The 16,739-nt window shown below is 68.4% G+C and carries 9 protein-coding genes and 1 pseudogene; 8 read left to right on the top strand and 2 right to left on the bottom strand.

The features are described from left to right. Positions 1–3 precede the first annotated feature (3 nt). Together CGZ91_RS05340 and CGZ91_RS05335 are read right to left on the bottom strand one after the other, a co-directional pair. Positions 4–3,285: an ATP-dependent DNA helicase gene (locus tag CGZ91_RS05340; RefSeq protein WP_094453231.1), complete on the bottom strand. Its 3,282-nt coding sequence runs from the start codon at positions 3,283–3,285 to the stop codon at positions 4–6. After that, a complete protein-coding gene (locus CGZ91_RS05335; RefSeq protein WP_179229234.1) occupies positions 3,282–6,479 on the bottom strand; it encodes an ATP-dependent helicase in 3,198 nt (1,065 codons plus the stop codon). The genes CGZ91_RS05340 and CGZ91_RS05335 overlap by 4 nt, the downstream gene beginning before the upstream one ends. Before the next feature lie 207 nt (positions 6,480–6,686). On the opposite strand from CGZ91_RS05335, the gene CGZ91_RS05330 reads away from it, so the two are divergent. The 8 genes and pseudogenes from CGZ91_RS05330 to CGZ91_RS05295 all read left to right on the top strand — a co-directional run. Then, positions 6,687–6,890, top strand: a complete 204-nt coding sequence (locus CGZ91_RS05330) for a cold-shock protein (RefSeq protein WP_094451221.1) — start codon at positions 6,687–6,689, stop codon at positions 6,888–6,890. A 137-nt stretch (positions 6,891–7,027) separates the two neighbouring features. Then, positions 7,028–7,633, top strand: coding sequence for a hypothetical protein (locus tag CGZ91_RS05325; protein ID WP_094453227.1), 606 nt, complete (start codon positions 7,028–7,030; stop codon positions 7,631–7,633). Then, positions 7,630–9,306 carry a DNA polymerase Y family protein gene (locus CGZ91_RS05320; RefSeq protein ID WP_094453225.1) on the top strand — a complete coding sequence of 559 codons (1,677 nt, stop codon included), beginning with the start codon at positions 7,630–7,632 and terminating at the stop codon, positions 9,304–9,306. The genes CGZ91_RS05325 and CGZ91_RS05320 overlap by 4 nt, the downstream gene beginning before the upstream one ends. Positions 9,307–9,398: 92 nt before the next feature. Further along, a complete protein-coding gene (locus CGZ91_RS05315) occupies positions 9,399–12,824 on the top strand; it encodes an error-prone DNA polymerase (protein ID WP_094453223.1) in 3,426 nt (1,141 codons plus the stop codon). 209 nt (positions 12,825–13,033) lie between these two features. Continuing rightward, positions 13,034–13,966 (top strand): DNA polymerase domain-containing protein, encoded by a 933-nt coding sequence (locus CGZ91_RS05310; protein ID WP_094453221.1) that lies wholly within the window; start codon positions 13,034–13,036, stop codon positions 13,964–13,966. 52 nt (positions 13,967–14,018) lie between these two features. Further along, the gene (locus CGZ91_RS05305) at positions 14,019–14,867 is read left to right on the top strand and encodes a PP2C family protein-serine/threonine phosphatase (RefSeq protein WP_179229233.1); all 849 of its coding nucleotides are present in this window, start codon (positions 14,019–14,021) and stop codon (positions 14,865–14,867) included. A 36-nt stretch (positions 14,868–14,903) separates the two neighbouring features. Continuing rightward, complete coding sequence (locus CGZ91_RS05300; RefSeq protein WP_229116103.1) at positions 14,904–15,134, top strand: DUF3107 domain-containing protein; 231 nt, start codon at positions 14,904–14,906, stop codon at positions 15,132–15,134. A 172-nt stretch (positions 15,135–15,306) separates the two neighbouring features. After that, a pseudogene (locus tag CGZ91_RS05295) lies at positions 15,307–16,716 on the top strand (DEAD/DEAH box helicase); the annotation flags it as partial. Between the last annotated feature and the right edge of the window lie 23 nt (positions 16,717–16,739).

The raw sequence follows: 16,739 nt of genomic DNA, 5'->3' as shown, positions 1-16,739 counted from the left end.
GACTCATTGTTGCCCATGGATCGGGTCGCTGAGGATCTGGATCAGTTCCTCGCGGGAGGCGTACGACTCGGGCCGAATCGTGCGGCCGCTCCGCACGAAATGGAACACCGCATCCACCTCATCGACCGCCACCTCGTGCATGTCCGCCAGCGCCAGCCGATAGATGGCCAGCTGGTAGGGGTCGGCCCGGTCGCCGCCACCGGTCTTCCAGTCGACGACCTGGAACCGGTGACCGTCGGTGCCGGCGTACACGGCATCGATCCGACCCCGAATCACGCGCCCCGGGATGAGGTCCCCGCCCGGCTGCTGGTGTGCGGGCAAGTGGAGCTGGAAGGGCATTTCGACCGCCAACGGCTTGCGCTGCGCATAACTGCTGGTGAGGAACTGCTGCTGCAGATGACGCAGGTCGGCCTCGTCGGTGATGTCAAGATCGACCCGATCGGGCAGGTCATCGGGGTCAACGAGCTGGTCCTGCCCCAGTTGCTGTTCGATCCATGCGTGGAACAGGTTGCCGAGCCGCGCCGTCGCCGAGGGCGGCCGCGGCATCGGGCGCTGCAGCTCCCGTCGATAGCCGTCCTCGTCGCGCAGGATCCGTTCCACCGAGGTCGCCGCGATGACACCGGGCAACGGCGCCAACTCCGGTTCCTCCCGTTGCTGGCGTGCTTCGGTGAGGAGCCGTTCCACGTCGGCATCCCATGCCTGCACCAGGGCGTACTCGTCGAGGTTGAGCTCGGGGTCGGACCAGCCAGGCTCCGGTTGGCCCCGACTGATCTGGTCCCGGTGGCGGCGCACTGCATCCGCAGCCGCAGCCCGCCGCGCGTACGCGTCGGGATCGAACTGGTCAGGCCAGGGCGCCGGGCGATCCTGGGTCACCAGCGGATTCGTCTCGGCCCGGTCAGCGGCGACCGCGCCCAGCTGGTCGGCGGCCTCGGCAGCCGCCCAGATGGGGACGAGATAATCAGAGCTCTCTCGGGGCCGCTGGGTGTCGGGACGCCAGGTGTGGGTGGTGCCGATCAGGACTCGCCGCGCCCGGGTGACCGCGACGTAGGCCAGCCGGTCCTCCGATCGGCGGTCCTCCTTCGACAGGGCCTGCTTGTATTTCTTGATGCCCGCGTCGCTCACCTCGGTCAACTGCGGGATCGCGTCGGCATCCCCTCGCAGCACCGCGGGCAAAGTGTCGGCCGACGTTGGCCACACGCTGGCCCCACGATCACTGGGGAAAGTCTTGGCGGTCAACGAGGGCAAGAAGACCATCTCCCATTCCAAGCCCTTGGCCCGGTGAATGGTGAGCAGCTTGACCGAGTCCTCCCCGGTGGGCAGCGCCTGCTCGAGGCCGACCCCACGCTCGCGTTCGTCATCCAGGTATGCCAGCAGTCCCCCCAACGACCCGTCCCCGTCGACGTCGACATAGTCGGCAACGGCATCCACGAAGGCAGCCAGCTGTTCGGCCCGGGTGCCCCGGGACAGGGTCGGGGAGGCATGGATCTCCTGCTCCAAGCCCAACGTGGTAATCACTCGCCTGGTCAGGTCCACCACCGTCTGATCACCCAGCCGGCGCAAGTGGCGCAGTTCGGCGCCGAACTGGTCGATCACGGCTCGACCCCGTGGGCTGTAGTCCAGATCACCCGGATCATCGATCGCATCCATCAGGCAGATCAGGTCGGCGGGATCGGTGCCCATCGCGGCGACGGCCATCTCGTCGGCTTCCGACAACGGCACTCCCGTGCCGGTGCCGGCGAGCTGGCGGGCACGCCGGCCCAGCAGTTCCAGGTCGGCCGGGTCCAGGCTCCACCGGGAGCCACTCAGCAGCCGCACCACAGCAGGGTTGGCTGTGACATCGTCGATCAACCGCAGCGTGGCGACCACGTCGGCCACCTCGGGCAGGTCGAGCAGACCGCCCAGGCCGACGATCTCGGCAGGAATGTCCCGCGCCGACAGCGCGGCATAGATGGTGGCGATGTCGGCATTGCGGCGCGACAGCACCGCGATGTCGCTCCACCGGGTCACGGTCTCACGGGCCTGGTCGGTCCGCCGCGGTCCGCGATGGTGTGCGGCAGCGACCTGATCGGTGATCCACGCCACCTCCTCAGGCCAGGTCGAGAAACTCGCCGCGCGGATGGTGCCGGGCGGGGTGCCCGGTGGCGCCACCAGCTTCCGGCCCACCCCGCTCATGGCGGGGTCGGCCCGCAACGGTTCGGCCAGTGCGTTGGCGACGTCGAGGATGGCCGGTCCGCTGCGGCGGTTGATGGTCAGTGCCTGTCGAGTGGCAGCGTTGCCGTCGGTCTTGGGGAAGTCCTGGGCGAAGGCGGTGATGTTGCTGGCCGCGGCGCCGCGCCAGCCATAGATGGCCTGGAACGGGTCCCCGACAGCGGTCACCGGGTGGCCACGACCGTGATCGAGGTCCGGCCCGCTGAACAGGCCGCGCAGCAACTGCGCCTGGGCCGAAGAGGTGTCCTGGTATTCGTCCAACAGCACCACGGCGAACTGGTCGCGTACCAGCGCCGCCACCTCGGGCGCCTCATCAACCAGCCGTGCCGCGGTGGCCATCTGGTCCGCGAACTCCACCACACCCAGCCGACGCTTGAGTGCCTGGTAGTCCTGCACCAGATCAACCAGCTCAATGCGTTCGTGACTGGCCGCGGTCATGTCCTTGATGGAGGCATAGACGTTGCCTTGGCGATTGCGCGGCGCGTTCTCGATGTGGCTGGCCAACGCATCGGTGAGTGCGTGGATGTCCCCGGCGTCGACCAGGTTGCTCTGCAACTGCGCGTCCAACGCCAGCACTCGCTCGGTGACGGTGTCGGGTCGCAGCCGCGGCAGATGGATGAATGGCCCCACCGCAGCGATCACGGCCCGAGAGGCGAGCCGGAATCGAGCCGCGCCGCTGATCATCACTGCGTCTGATTCGACCCCGATCCGGGCGCCGTGCTCGCTGACCAGCCGCGCCGCGAAGGCGTCATAGGTCATGACGACCTGCTCGCCGGACTCGTCGACGGTGCTGGTGTCGACGACACCAGCACGTTTGAGTGCAGTCCGGACCCGGTCGGAGAGTTCGCTGGCGGCCTTGCGCGTGAAGGTCAGCCCCAACACCTGCTCCGGGCGTACCTGACCCGAACCGACCAGCCACACCACTCGGGCGGCCATCACGGTGGTCTTGCCGGTGCCGGCGCCGGCGATGATCACCGTCGGTTCCAGCGGCGCGGTGATGGCTTCGAGCTGCTCATCGGAGAACGGAATGCCCAGCACATCCTTGACGTCCTCGGGCCGGGTCAACGCCGGCGTCATGCGACCACCTGCTCACTCTTCGCGGGGCAACTGGCGGTGAACGGACACCACCGGCAACCCGGGTTGGATATCGCCGGGAACTCGGCGGCCACCATGGTGCGCACCGCCCGCGCGACCCTGGCCTCGGCCCACGACGAGTACGCCCGGTCCGGATCGTCCGGATCACTGCTGAGGTAGGGCCTCTCGAGCAGCGACAACTGGCTGGTGACGATCGGCATCCCTGTCTCGTACTTGGATTCGCCGCGGAGAAAGACCAGTTCGGCACCGCCGGGCTGCGCGTCCGGCACCAGCCGGTCGAAACCTCCCTGAGCCACCACCCACTGGTAGAAGGCCAACTGGATGTTCTCCTCCGCCTTGGCCACTGTCCTGCCGGTCTTGAAGTCAACCACCCACAGCCGGCCGTTGACGTCCCGCTCCAGTCGGTCGACGCGACCTCGACAGGTGACCTCCCGGTCCTCGATGGTGGCGTTGACCTCAAACTCGACCTCGACCCCGATGACTTCCCGCACCTGCCGCTGGTGCCACAGGTGCAAGCGCTCCAGAGCGTTCTCCACCTCCGCGCGCTGGCTCGCTGACAGCCATGGCGCTTCTGAGGGCACCGCCTGCCAAGACCGGTCCAGCGCATCGGCGAGCTCGAGCTGGCCCCAGCCGCGGGAGACCATCCGCTCTGCAAGCACGTGGATCAGATTGCCGATGCTGGTGGCATTCGTGCCCGGCCGTTGGGCACGAGCTTTCTTGGTGAGGAACCAACTGCGAGGGCAGGTCAGCAGGGATTCCACATCCCCTGCTGACAGCGTCAGCCGTTGCAGGTCCAGGGTGTTGGTCGGGGCCGGCTGGGTCATCCCCCACCAAGTGTTCGGGTCGGCGTGCGGCACCAACAGATTGCCGTCGCTGTCGCGTGCCGCGGCGATCTCACCGAGCCGCTTGGTGGCAGCCTCTCGCAGTGCCGGGCTGGCCTCCGGGTCGGCGGCGCAGCGGCGCAGTTCGCCGACGAACACCGACAACGACAGCGGCCGCTCCGGGCGGCCTTCCAGCCGCTGTGGCCGCACCCCCAACTCGGCGGCAAAACGTGACGGAGCGTCTCCCTCGCCCTCGGTCCCCAGCACCGTCGACACCACCAACTGCTCGGCCGCTCGAGCGCACGCAACCAGAAACAGTCGGCGTTCTTCCGCAACCAGACTGGCGGTGCTGGGCGGCTCGTCCATGCCGTTGCGTCCCAGCCGCGCCGGCTCCAGCAGGGCGCTGCGTCGGCGCAGATCGGGCCAAGTGCCTTCCTGGGCACCGGCCACGACCACCAGCGGCCACTGCTCGCCCTTGGCGCGGTGCGCCGTCATCAATGCCACGCCGGGTCGTTCCCGACCACCCGGGCGTACGGTCGAGGCAGGGATCTGCTGACCGGCGACGTCGTCGAGAAAGTAGGTGACGCCGTGGCCGCGGGAACCTTCGTCATGGCGTCTGGCCAGATCAAACAACGCCAGCACCGCATCGAGGTCACGATCCGCCGCCAATCCCTGCTCGCCTGCCACGGTGGCTCGGCGCCGCAACCGCTGCGGCCAGTCGGTGCCACTCCACAGCGACCACAACACCTCGGCGATCGGACGCCGCTGCTCGAACTTCTCCCGGGCCGCTGCCAACACCTGGTGCAGCGAGACGAGAGCGCGCAACTCGGCCGATTCGTCAGCATGCGGCCCCAGGATCTCGGGCCGGGTCAGCACCCTGGCGATCAGTTCGGTCGACATCGGCGGGGCCTGGTCGGCCCCGTCCACCCCGTCGGGAGTCCAACTGGCACGCAGTTGTCGGCCCAGGCGACGCAGGCCGACGCTGTCCAGTCCGCCCAGCGGCGAGGTCAGCAACCGAGCGGCGGTGTCGGCATCCAGGTCCGGCCACGCCTCGGCGACAGCTTCCAGCCCGGCCAGCAGCGGGCGTACCGCCAGCTCCGAGGCCAACGGCACCTCGTCACCAGCGACCCGCACCGGTACGCCGGCAGCAATCAGCGCCCGGGACAGCACCGGGATGCTGGCCCGCCCGGACCGGACCAGGACGGCCATGTCGGTCCACGGCCGGCCCTCCACCAGATGCGCGCGCCGCAACAATTGGGCGATGTGGTGGGCCTGGGACATCTCGCTGGAACATTCCCAGACCTGGACCTCACCCTCCGGCAGTCCGGGCGCCGGCTGCGCGGAGCGATACGACACCACCGACGCGGCGCCTTCGGAGGCGGGAGTCAGCGCCGGGATGCCCGGTGGCACTGGCAGCCGTCGTGCCACCCCCGACAGGGCGCTCAGCAGGTTGGCGCCGGCCCGGTGGCTGGTCTGCAGGCTCAGCAGTGCGGGCTCCTGGCCGGCATGGGTGAAGGACTGCCAGAAGCTCCGCAGGATCCCGGGGCCGGCGCCGCGGAAGCCATAGATCGACTGGTCCGGGTCGGCGAAAGCCACCACCTGACAGCGCGGTCCGGCCAACTCCCGCACCAGAGCGACCTGGGCAGGGTCGCAGTCCTGCAACTCATCGATGCAGATCAGTCGGAGCTCGTCGTGGATCTCGCCAGCGACCTCCGGATCGGCCAGCAGCAGCCGGGCCCGGTGGACCAATTCGGCGTAGTCGAGATGATGCATCGCATCGAGCACGTCGAGGTATTCCTCGAAGAACTCCCCCACCGCACGCCAGTCCGGACGGTCCGCCCGCTCCCCGATCTCGATCAGGTGGTCCGGGTCCAGGCCCAACTGACGGGCCCGGGTGAGCAGCGCCCCGACATCACGGCTGAACGCACGGGTGGTGCGAGCCTGGGCGAACCGGGCACCGAAATCGGTGCGCCCCTCAGCCAACAGGTCACGCAGCACGACGGTCTGCTGGGGCGCGGTCAACAACCGCATCGGCTCACTGCGCGTGTCGTCCAGCCGGTCCCAGAACCGCCGCACCAATGCCAGCGCCAACGAATGGAAGGTCATCGCCAACGGGTTGGTCACCGATTGCTGCAACAGGCCGCCGATCTGTCCGGCCAGGTCGGTGGCGGCCCGACGGCTGAAGGTCAATGTCAGCACCTGGTCGGAACGAAGGTGGTCCCGTCGCATCCGCTCGGCGACGGTGTACGCCACGGTCGTGGTCTTTCCGGTGCCAGCCCCGGCCAGCACCAGGGCCGCCGGACCGGCGTGGTCGATGACACGACGCTGGTGCTCGTCCGGGGTGACATCAGTCACCCGAGAAGCCGGCACGACAGCGGAGGACGGGGTAGCCATGTGCCCATGCAACCAGACCCCACTGACAAAAAATCTGACCTCAAATGAAATGTCGACTTGGAGATCTGGGATCCGTGTGGAAAGCTAAGCATGCTGTCGCTCCTCGCCCGTGCGTTGTGCACAGCCCCGGAAACCCCCGGAGACATCAGGATGCAAGGAGAAGGCTTCATGGCTCAAGGAACCGTCAAGTGGTTCAACGCTGAAAAGGGATACGGCTTCATCGAGGTCGACGGTGGCGGACCCGATGTGTTCGTCCACTACTCGGCGATCGATTCGTCCGGCTTCCGCTCTCTCGATGAGGGCCAGCGTGTCGAGTTCGAGACCACCCAGGGACCCAAGGGTCCCCAGGCGGACGCTGTCCACCCTCTGTGATGAGCGACAGCTGACACAGACTCAATTCAGAAAGCCGACCCCGCCGGGGTCGGTTTTTTGTTGCCCTGACACAACTCCGCGCACCTCCAGAGGAACCCCCTCTTGCCAGTATCGAACACTTGTTCGATACTGGCGATGTGACGACCACCACCATTCCGAGCCTGGCGGACCTGCAGCAGCGACTGCGGGCCAGCGGGACCGCGCCCGTCGAGCAGGCACCTTTCCTGTCGCTCCACCCCGACCTGCGCGCAGCCTTCCCGCGGGGACTGGAATCCGGCGGCGTCCACACTCTGCACGGATCGCTGGCACTGGTGGGCGCCCTGCTGGCCGAACCCACCAGCCGCGGATCCTGGTGTGCCGCCGTCGGCCTGCCCGACCTCAACCTCGAAGCAACCCAGGAGTGGGGCGTACGCCTGGACCGGCTGGTCCTCATCCCCGATGTCCAACAGCAGTGGCTGACCGTCGTCGCCGATGTGGTCGAGGCCACTGACCTTGTCATTGCCGCCGCTCCGCCCCGGTTGCCGGCAGGTCAGGTGACACGGCTGGAATCACGGCTGCGACACCGCCGCAGCACCGTGGTCGTGGTCGGTGACTGGCCTCGACCACTGTCGCGGATCCGGGCCTGGGGTCACAGCTGGGAGGGGCTGTCGCGAGGGCACGGCTGCCTGGTGGAACGCCGCTTGCACATCGAGGTCAGCGGTCGCCGCGACCAACCCCAGGACGCCGAGGTGCTGGTGGCATGAGTCGATCTCGTCCTCGCCCTCGCTCCGCTCCAGGTCGGACCACCGAGCCGCCGCTGCTGCGCGACCCGGTCCGGGTGCTGGTGCTGTTGTGCCCCCAGTGGCCGCTCCAGGTCGCGGCGCTCAGTCATGACCTGTTGCCCGAGCAGCCGGTCGCCATCATCGACCGAGGCGTGGTCCACACCTGCTCCCCCGCCGCCGAGGCCGAGGGAGTCACCGTCGGGCTGCGACTGCGGCAGGCCCAGCAACGCTGCGCCAACCTCATCGTCATCCCCCACGACCCGGATCGGCAGCGCCGCCACTTCATGCCGATCCAGGAGGCCCTCACCACGGTGGTCCCCCAGATTCAGGTGGTACGCCCGGGGCTCGCGGCCGCACCGGCAGCGGGCGCGAGCCGATTCCACGGGGGTGATGAGGAACTGGCCGAGCGCATCTTCGCGGAAGTGGTCGACCTGGTCCACGACCCCCGGCTGGCGATCGCCGACGGACTGTTCGCCGCCGAGCAGGCCGCGCTGCGGACCACCGCGGAGTCGCCGCTACGACTGTTGCCGCCCGAGGAGTCAGCGGCCTTCGTGGCTCAGCTCCCGATCGCCGATGCTGCTGTCGCGGTCGGTGATCCTTCGCTGGCGACGGTGCTGCCACAGCTGGGATTGCACACCCTGGGTGATCTGGCTGCCCTGCCGCCGGAGAAGATCCACGCCCGTTTTGGGAGCACCGGCCTGCGGGCACATCGGCTCGCCTGTGGTCTGGATGTGCCGATGCTGGCACCGGATCCGGTGGCAACCGAACTGGGCTGGCGTCAGGACTACGAACCGCCGCTGGCCTCGGCCGCCCAGGTGCTGGCCAGCTGCGCCGAACCGCTCGAGGCGTTGATGAAGGAGTTGGGCCAGTCCGGGCTGAGCTGCGACGAGATCCGGATCGCCGTCGGGACCACCGACGGCGGCTGGGATGAACGCACCTGGCGCCACCCGTGGGAGTTCACCGCGGACGAGATCCGCGACCGGATCAGTTGGCAGCTCGCCGAGCTGGGCCACCAAGGTGCCAGCGACGAACTCGACCAGATCGCGGGGGCCGAACCGACCACGGCCGTCAGCTCGTTGCGGGTCACCCCAACCCGGGTGAGTGCCGCCGGCCATCACGCCCCGGATCTGCTGGGGGAACGTCCCGATGAGCACGTTTCGGCGGTGATGGCCCGGATCCAGCACCGGCTCGGCCCCAACGGGGTCCAGATCAGCCGGGTCGGCGGCGGCCGCCTGCTGGCTGAACGGCGGATCCTGCGGCCTTGGGGCGAAGCACTGCCGACCAGTCAGGAGGCCCGCGTCGACCAGCCCTGGCCCGGCAGTGTGCCCGGCCCAGCGCCGGCACGAGTGTTCACCCGAGCCCTGCCCGTCGGGGTGCTGGGTGAGGATCACCAGTCCATCCGGGTCGATGAGCGCAGCCACCTGTCCGCCGAACCGGTCTGGTTCATCTCCCCCGAGGATCCGGCTGGCCATCTCAGCCGGATCCTGGCCTGGGCCGGCCCGTGGCCGCTGCAGCAACGCTGGTGGCACCAGGCCGGCGAGCTGCACCGTTTCCAGTTGCTGATCGCGACCCCTGATGTCGGCCCAACCGGGGAGCAGGTCTGGCTGGTCCTCACCCGCGCCGGCGACTGGTGGGCCGAAGCCAGCTACGACTGACAGCCCCCTCCCCAGCGACACCCACCCTGACCGCAATCCGTCAGAACACCGCGATCCAGCACCACTGACCACTCCGACCAGAAAGGGAGCACATGGGCTTCAGCAATCCCCCGATCCCCTGGTCAGAGCTGGAACAGTTGCTCTCCGACGGCACCCGACCGGCACCGCGCCCGAAGCGTCCCGCCAACGGCGGTGACGGGCCGGCGTACAGCCGCAAACGGGCGCCATTCCGGCCCTCGGCCGACCTGGCCACGACCACCGGCCCAGTGGTGCCCTATGCCGAACTGCACGCTCATTCCCACTACAGCTTCCTCGACGGCGCCAGTTCCCCCGAAGACTTGGTCAGCGAGGCAGTCCGGCATCGGCTCACCGGGCTCGCGCTGACCGATCATGACGGCCTGTACGGGGTGGTCCGGTTCGCCGAGGCGGCCGAGGCGTACGCCGCTGGCTCGGCCCAACACCGCCTTGCCACCGTCTACGGCGCCGAGCTGTCGCTGGATCTACCCACCCCGCAGAACGGCGTCCCGGACCCGGTGGGACAGCATCTGTTGGTGTTGGCGCGGGGCCGGGAGGGTTATCGCAGACTCGCCGGCGCCCTCACCGACGCGCACCTGGACCCGGACGCGGAGAAGGGCCGCCCGGTCTATGACCTGGCCCGGCTCGCCGACCATGCCCAGGGGCAGTGGCTGGTCCTGACTGGCTGCCGCAAGGGCAGCGTGCCTCAGGCCCTGGACAGCGGCGGCGTACCGGCAGCCATTGGCGAGCTGGAGCACCTCAAGGAACTCTTCGGCCCCGACAACGTGCTGGTCGAACTGACCGACCACGGCTATCCCGCCGATGCCCGCCGCTGCGACCAACTCGCCGAGGTTGCCGCCGCCACTGGGACCGAGGTGGTGGCCACCAACGCCGCCCACTACTCCACCCCACAGCAACACCGGCTGCGGACCGCACTGTCGGCGGTACGGGCCCGCAGCAGCCTGACCGAGCTCGACGGTTGGCTGCCGAGCAGTGACCTGGCGCATCTGCGCAGTGGAGCCGAGATGGCCCATCGGTTCACTCGATTCCCCGGCGCCGTCGAGCGTACGGTCGAGATTGCCGCCGACCTGTCCTTCGAGTTGCGCGCCGCGACGCCACACCTGCCCAAGCAGGAGGTGCCGGCGGGTCACACCACGATGAGTTGGCTGCGGGAGCTGACCTGGCGGCACGCCCGGCAGCGCTATCCAGACCTCAACGATGAGGTACGGGCCAGGCTGGAGCGCGAACTCAATGTCATCGAGGCGAAGGACTTCCCGGGTTATTTCCTCATCGTCCACGACATCGTGGAGTTTGCGAAGTCGCGCCACATCCTGTGCCAGGGCCGCGGGTCCGCGGCCGCGTCGGCGGTCTGTTACGTACTGGGCATCACCGTGGTCGACCCGATCTTCTACCAGCTGCCGTTCGAGCGGTTCCTGTCCGAACTGCGTGACGAGGCCCCCGACATCGACATCGATTTCGACTCCGACCGCCGCGAGGAGGTGATCCAGTACGTCTATCGCCGCTACGGCCGCCGCAACGCCGCGCAGGTCGCCAATGTCATCACCTATCGCCCTCGCAACGCAGTCCGTGACATGGCCAAGGCGCTCGGCGCGACCACCGGGCAACAGGATGCCTGGGCCAAACAGGTCGAACGATGGGGTGCCGAGGTGAGCACGGATCAGCACGACATTCCACCCCAGATCACGGAACTGGCCGAGCAGGTGTTGGGATTCCCGCGTCACCTGGGCATCCATTCCGGCGGCATGGTGCTGACCGCAGAGCCGGTCGGCGAGGTCTGCCCGATCGAACCGGCGCGGATGGTCGACCGCACCGTCCTGCAGTGGGACAAGGACGACTGCGCCTGGATGGGGTTGGTGAAGTTCGACCTGTTGGGGCTGGGAATGTTGGCGGCGATCCAGTACAGCTTCGACCTGATCAGTGACGAACTCGGCGAGACCTGGCGGCTGGAGACGATCCCCAAGGGTGAGAGAGGGGTCTATGACATGTTGTGCCGCGCCGACTCGATCGGTGTCTTCCAGGTCGAGAGCCGGGCCCAGATGGGGACACTGCCGCGTCTGCAGCCCCGTTCCTTCTATGACCTGGCCGTCGAGATCGGACTGATCCGTCCCGGTCCGATCCAGGGCGGCGCGGTCCATCCCTACATCCGGCGCCGCAGCGGCAAGGAACCTGTCACCTATGCCCATCCCCTGCTGGAGCCGGTGCTGGCGCGGACCTTGGGCGTACCGCTCTTCCAGGAGCAGTTGATGCAGATGGCGGTTGCCGTGGGCAATTGCAGCCCGGCCGATGCGGACCTGCTGCGGCGGGCGATGGGATCCAAGCGTGGCATCGAGCGGGTGGAGACGCTGCGCAGCAAACTCTTCGAGGGGATGGCGGCCAACGGTCTGGACCCCGACACCGCCCAAGAGATCTACAACCGGATTGAGGCCTTTGCCCACTTCGGTTTCGCCGAGTCCCATGCGCTCAGCTTCGCCGTCCTCGTGTACGCCAGTTCCTGGCTCAAACTGCACTATCCGGCAGCGCTGTTGGCGGGGCTGCTGCGCTCCCAACCCATGGGCTTCTACTCACCCCAGACCTTGGTCGGTGATGCCCGGCGGCACGGGGTGGAGGTACGCCGCCCCGACCTGCTGCGCTCGGGAATCCACCCGGGTCTGGAGTTGCTGCTCCCGGACGGCGACCGTGGTCCGACCGGGCGTACGGACTGTCTGGTCGACCACCCCGAGGACACGATCGGCAGGTTCGATCCGGATGCCCCCGACGACAGTACCGAGCATCGTCGGGACGCGAGTTTTGCGCTCCGGCTCGGGCTCGCACAGGTGACCGCCCTGGGTGAGACGGCCGCCTCCAGGATCATCGAGGCCCGCGAGCAGGCGGCGTTCACCAGCATCCAGGATCTGGCGATACGTGCCGACCTCGACACCGCCCAGTTGGAGGCGTTGTCACTGTCGGGTGCATTGGACTCACTGGCGGGTTCCCGCCGGGCGGCGTTGTGGCGCTCGGGGCCAGCGGCGATCGCGCGGGCCGGTCAGCTCGACATCGAGGTGGAGTCGGAGCCGCCGATGTTGCCCTTCATGGATGAGGGTGAGGAGTTGGTCCATGACCTGCAGGCCACCAAGATCGCCACCGGGGATCATCCGATCCGGCATCTGCGTGCCGATCTGTCCGCCGACGGGGTGGTCGCGATCACCGATCTGGCCAGCATCGAGGACGGCACCCGGATCCGGGTGGGCGGGGTGGTCACCCATCGGCAGCGGCCGGCCACCGCAGGCGGGATCACCTTCCTCAACCTCGAGGACGAGACCGGCATCCTCAATGTTGTCGTCAGCCCGGGACTGTGGCAGCGGTACCGCCGGGTGGCCCGGACCGCGGCGGCGCTGGTGGTGCGCGGCCTGCTGGAACGTCGCGAGGGTGTCACCACCCTCGTTGCCGACCAGCTCATCGACCTGCCGTTGAAGGTCAAGGTCGGCTCCCGAGACTTCCAGTGAGCTTGGGTGACGGGCAGCCGCGGCTCCACTGGTGCGCAACCACGCGATGCTGTAGTTGTGCAGGCAAAACCGGCCGAATCACCTGCGCAGGTACGCGATGCTGTAGTTCTGCAGGGCCTGGGCTCGCCGCGTACGCCGATCCGCCCCGACAACCTCACCAAGGTGAGGTTCACCTAGGCTGAGTCGACGACGGCCCTGAGGAGGGAAGCATGGCAGAGGAGGTCCGCACCGAACTCGACGGGCGTACGTTGCGGTTGACCAATCTCACCAAACCGCTGTTTCCTGACGGCACCACCAAGGCCGAGGTGATCGAGTACTACCTGGCCGTGTCCGACACACTCTTGCCGCACCTGCGGGATCGGGCGGTGTCGCGGATCCGCTATCCCGACGGAGCGGACGGGCCGAACTTCTTCGAGAAGAATCCTCCACCCAATGCGCCGTCCTGGTTCACCACCACCACGGTCCACAGTGGCGAACACCAGACCCGCTATCCGCACGTCGACGAGCGCGCCGCCCTGGTGCACGCCGCCAACCTGGCTGCGCTGGAGTTGCACGTACCGCAGTTCTGGTTCGAGGGCCGCGACCCGGTCTGGGTTGATGGGCCCGAGGCGGTGCTGCCGGGACTGCTGGTGATCGATCTGGATCCCGGAGAAGGCGTCGACATGGCCACCATCGCCACCGCAGCACTGCAGGCCGCGACCGTGGTCGCCGGCGACGGACTGGTCCCGGTCCCGGTCGTCAGCGGGCGCAAGGGACTCCATGTGTACGCCCCCGTCGCACCTGCCTCGGGGGCCGAGCTGATGGCGTACGCCGCCGGCGTCGGCGCCGTGATGGCGGAGCAGAATCCGGGGCAGTTCGCCAGCCTCAAGGGTGCCAAGAACCGGCACGGCATGATCCGGGTCGACCAGGAACAGAACGCCACCGGCCGCTCGATGGCCTGCCCCTACAGCCTGCGAGCCGGCGCCCGTCCTCAATGCACCACCCCGGTCAGCTGGGACGAGGTTGCCGAGGCTGCCCAAGGGCGTACCGAGTTGAGATTCTCACCCGCACAGGTCCTGGAGCGAGTAGCGCAATTCGGTGACTTGGCCGCGGACCTGCTCCGCCCCGGTACGGTCCCGCTCCCGGCGCCCCCGTCACCCTGATCGGTGCGGAACCGAGGCGACATCGCCACCGCGAACGTGCACAATGGGGACCGTGCCAGAGCCTGAGGAAACCGCGCCTGTTCCGGGCGTTCCCGACGGTGGCTTGGCCGCCGTCCCCGACCACGCCGAGCTGTGCCCGGCCACCTGGGTCGCAGGGGTCTCCGACGTCGGACGGGTCCACCATCCCAATGAGGACGCGATGGCCGCCCAAGTCGGCGAGAATCACGCCGTGCTGGTGGTCTGTGACGGAGTTTCCGCCTCCACCGACGCGCATCTGGCCTCCCGGCTGGCAGCCGATCAGACGGCATCCAAGGTCCATGGCTGGTATTCCGACGCCGACCAGCCCCAGCGGCAGGGCTCCGGTGCGGCACTGCTGGAGATCCTGACCAAGGTCAACGCCGAGGTGGTCGCGCTCGCACCACCGGACTTCTCCGGCACCCCGCCGGTGTGTACGCTCGTCGCCGCCGTCACCGACGGAAGCCGACTCGACTTCGTCAGCGTCGGCGACACCCGCCTTTATTGGGTGCCCGAGTCCGGCGAGACAGTGCTGCCGACCATCGACGACACGATGGCGCAGCAAGCCGTCGGGATGGGGATGAGCCAGACCGAGGCCGAGGCCATGTTCGGCTCCCACACCATCACCAACTGGGTCGGCCGTGAGGATGCCGCCGACGACGCGCAGGTCGGCCAACTCGACATCACCGGCCCCGGCTGGGTGGTGCTGTGTTCGGATGGCCTGTGGAACTACTGCCCCACCGCCGAGGAGTTGGGACGGCTGGTGTTGGAGGCGGCGTGGGAGGCCAGCGGCGACGCGTTGGAGTTGGCCCGCCATCTCGTGGACTGGGCCAATGCTCAGGGTGGCCGAGATAACGTGACTGTGGTGTGTGCCCGGATCGCCTGATCCGGCAACCGAACGAAGTAAGCACGAAGAGAGGACATGGCCGTGGAGGTCAAGATCGGCATCCGTCAGGTTTCCCGCGAAGTCAGCGTGGAGACTGACCTGAGCAGCAACGACGTCAAGGCAGCCGTGGAGGCAGCGGTGCGCGACGACACCCTGCTCGAGTTGACCGATTCCAAGGGCGGTCAGGTGCTGGTGCCCGGCGGCGCGATCGGCTACGTCGAGCTCGGCAAGGAGAACCCCCGCAAGGTCGGTTTCGGCGCGATCTGAGGCTCCGGCCGGCCCCGGGCCGGTGGCGCTGACGGCGTACGGGTATAGGGTGGTCCTCGTACGAGGGTCCTTGCTGGGCCCGAATCTCGGCTCATCGTGAGCCACTGGGCAGCCATCGTGTGCGCGCCCCCGATCTGAGGTAGGACCCCTGAACAGCAACAATCCTGAATCCATGCCCGCGACCAGCGTTGCCGGCGATGAAACTGTTGAGCCGACGCAGGCCGGACCAGCGGACGCCAAGTCCCCCGCCCAAGCGCGTACGCCGGAGGCCACCCAGCAGACGTTCGCCGACCTCGGTGTGGACCCGCTCATCACCGATGCCCTCGCCGAGGTGGGCATCGTCCATCCCTTCCCGATCCAGGCGATGGCCATCCCGATCGCCCTCAAGGGCACCGACATGATCGGTCAGGCCCGCACCGGCACCGGCAAGACGCTGGCCTTCGGGTCCGTGCTGCTGCAGCGCCTGCTGGCTGATCCCGAGGGCGCCAACGAACCGCACCACCCCCGCGCGCTGGTGGTGGCACCGACCCGTGAGCTTGCCGGCCAGGTCTCCAAGGACCTCACCCGCGCCGCGGCGAAACTCCCCTCCAAGATCATGACCGTCTATGGCGGCGTCTCCTACGAGCCGCAGCTGGAGGCGCTCGAACGCGGCCGCGACGTCGTCGTCGGTACGCCGGGCCGGCTGCTGGATCTGGTGCAGCGCAAGGTGCTGCGTCTCAACCGGGTCCGCGTGGCGGTGCTCGATGAGGCCGACGAGATGCTCGACTTGGGCTTCCTGCCCGACATCGAACGGCTGCTGGCCCAGACCCCGACCTCGCGGCAGACCCTCCTGTTCTCGGCGACCATGCCCTCGGCAATCGTGTCGCTGGCCCGGCAGCACCTGAACCAGCCGGTCAACATCCGCGCCGAGTCCGACAGTGAGAAGACCACGGTCCCGGCCACCACCCAGTTCGTCTACCAGGCCCACGATCTCGACAAGCCCGAGATGGTTGCCCGGATCCTCCAGGCCACCGATGTGGACAAGGTGATGATTTTCTGCCGGACCAAGCGCTCCGCGCAGCGACTCTCCGACGACCTGGTCGACCGGGGCTTCCCGGCCGCCCCGCTGCACGGCGACCTCGGTCAGGGCGCCCGCGAGCAGGCCCTGAAGAAGTTCCGCGAGGGTTCGGTGACGGCTCTGGTCGCCACTGACGTCGCCTCCCGTGGCATCGACGTCACCGGCGTCTCCCACGTCATCAACTACGAGTGCCCCGACGACGACGCCACTTATGTGCACCGCATCGGGCGTACCGGCCGCGCCGGCGCCTCCGGTGTCGCCGTGACGCTGGTGGACTGGTCGGACCTGACCCGCTGGAAGGTCATCAACAAGACCCTGGGGCTGGAGCTTCCCGAGCCGCCGGAGACCTACTCCTCCTCGGAGCACTTCTACGCCGACCTCGGCATCCCCACCGGGACCCGCGGCTCGGTGCCGCGCAAGCATCGCATCGAGCACGAGCGCAAGGCCAAGTCCTCCGAGAATGGCGATGCGCCCCGCAAGCGTCGTCGCCGTCGTCGCCGTTCCGGCGGCCCGGGCGGCGGTTCGGGTGCTGCCAGCCAGGGTTGACC

The organism is Parenemella sanctibonifatiensis (genome assembly GCF_002250565.1).
In the GTDB taxonomy this organism is placed as follows: Bacteria; Actinomycetota; Actinomycetes; order Propionibacteriales; family Propionibacteriaceae; genus Parenemella; species Parenemella sanctibonifatiensis.
Note: the sequence above shows the minus strand (reverse complement) of the source record. Positions and strands in the feature narration are given on the sequence as shown.

Coding starts and splice junctions, on each gene's coding strand:
- CGZ91_RS05310 (WP_094453221.1), top strand. CDS start 13,034: ATGGCAGAGGAGGTCCGCACCGAACTCGACGGGCGTACGTTGCGGTTG.
- CGZ91_RS05300 (WP_229116103.1), top strand. CDS start 14,904: ATGGCCGTGGAGGTCAAGATCGGCATCCGTCAGGTTTCCCGCGAAGTC.
- CGZ91_RS05315 (WP_094453223.1), top strand. CDS start 9,399: ATGGGCTTCAGCAATCCCCCGATCCCCTGGTCAGAGCTGGAACAGTTG.
- CGZ91_RS05330 (WP_094451221.1), top strand. CDS start 6,687: ATGGCTCAAGGAACCGTCAAGTGGTTCAACGCTGAAAAGGGATACGGC.
- CGZ91_RS05320 (WP_094453225.1), top strand. CDS start 7,630: ATGAGTCGATCTCGTCCTCGCCCTCGCTCCGCTCCAGGTCGGACCACC.
- CGZ91_RS05340 (WP_094453231.1), bottom strand. CDS start 3,285: ATGACGCCGGCGTTGACCCGGCCCGAGGACGTCAAGGATGTGCTGGGC.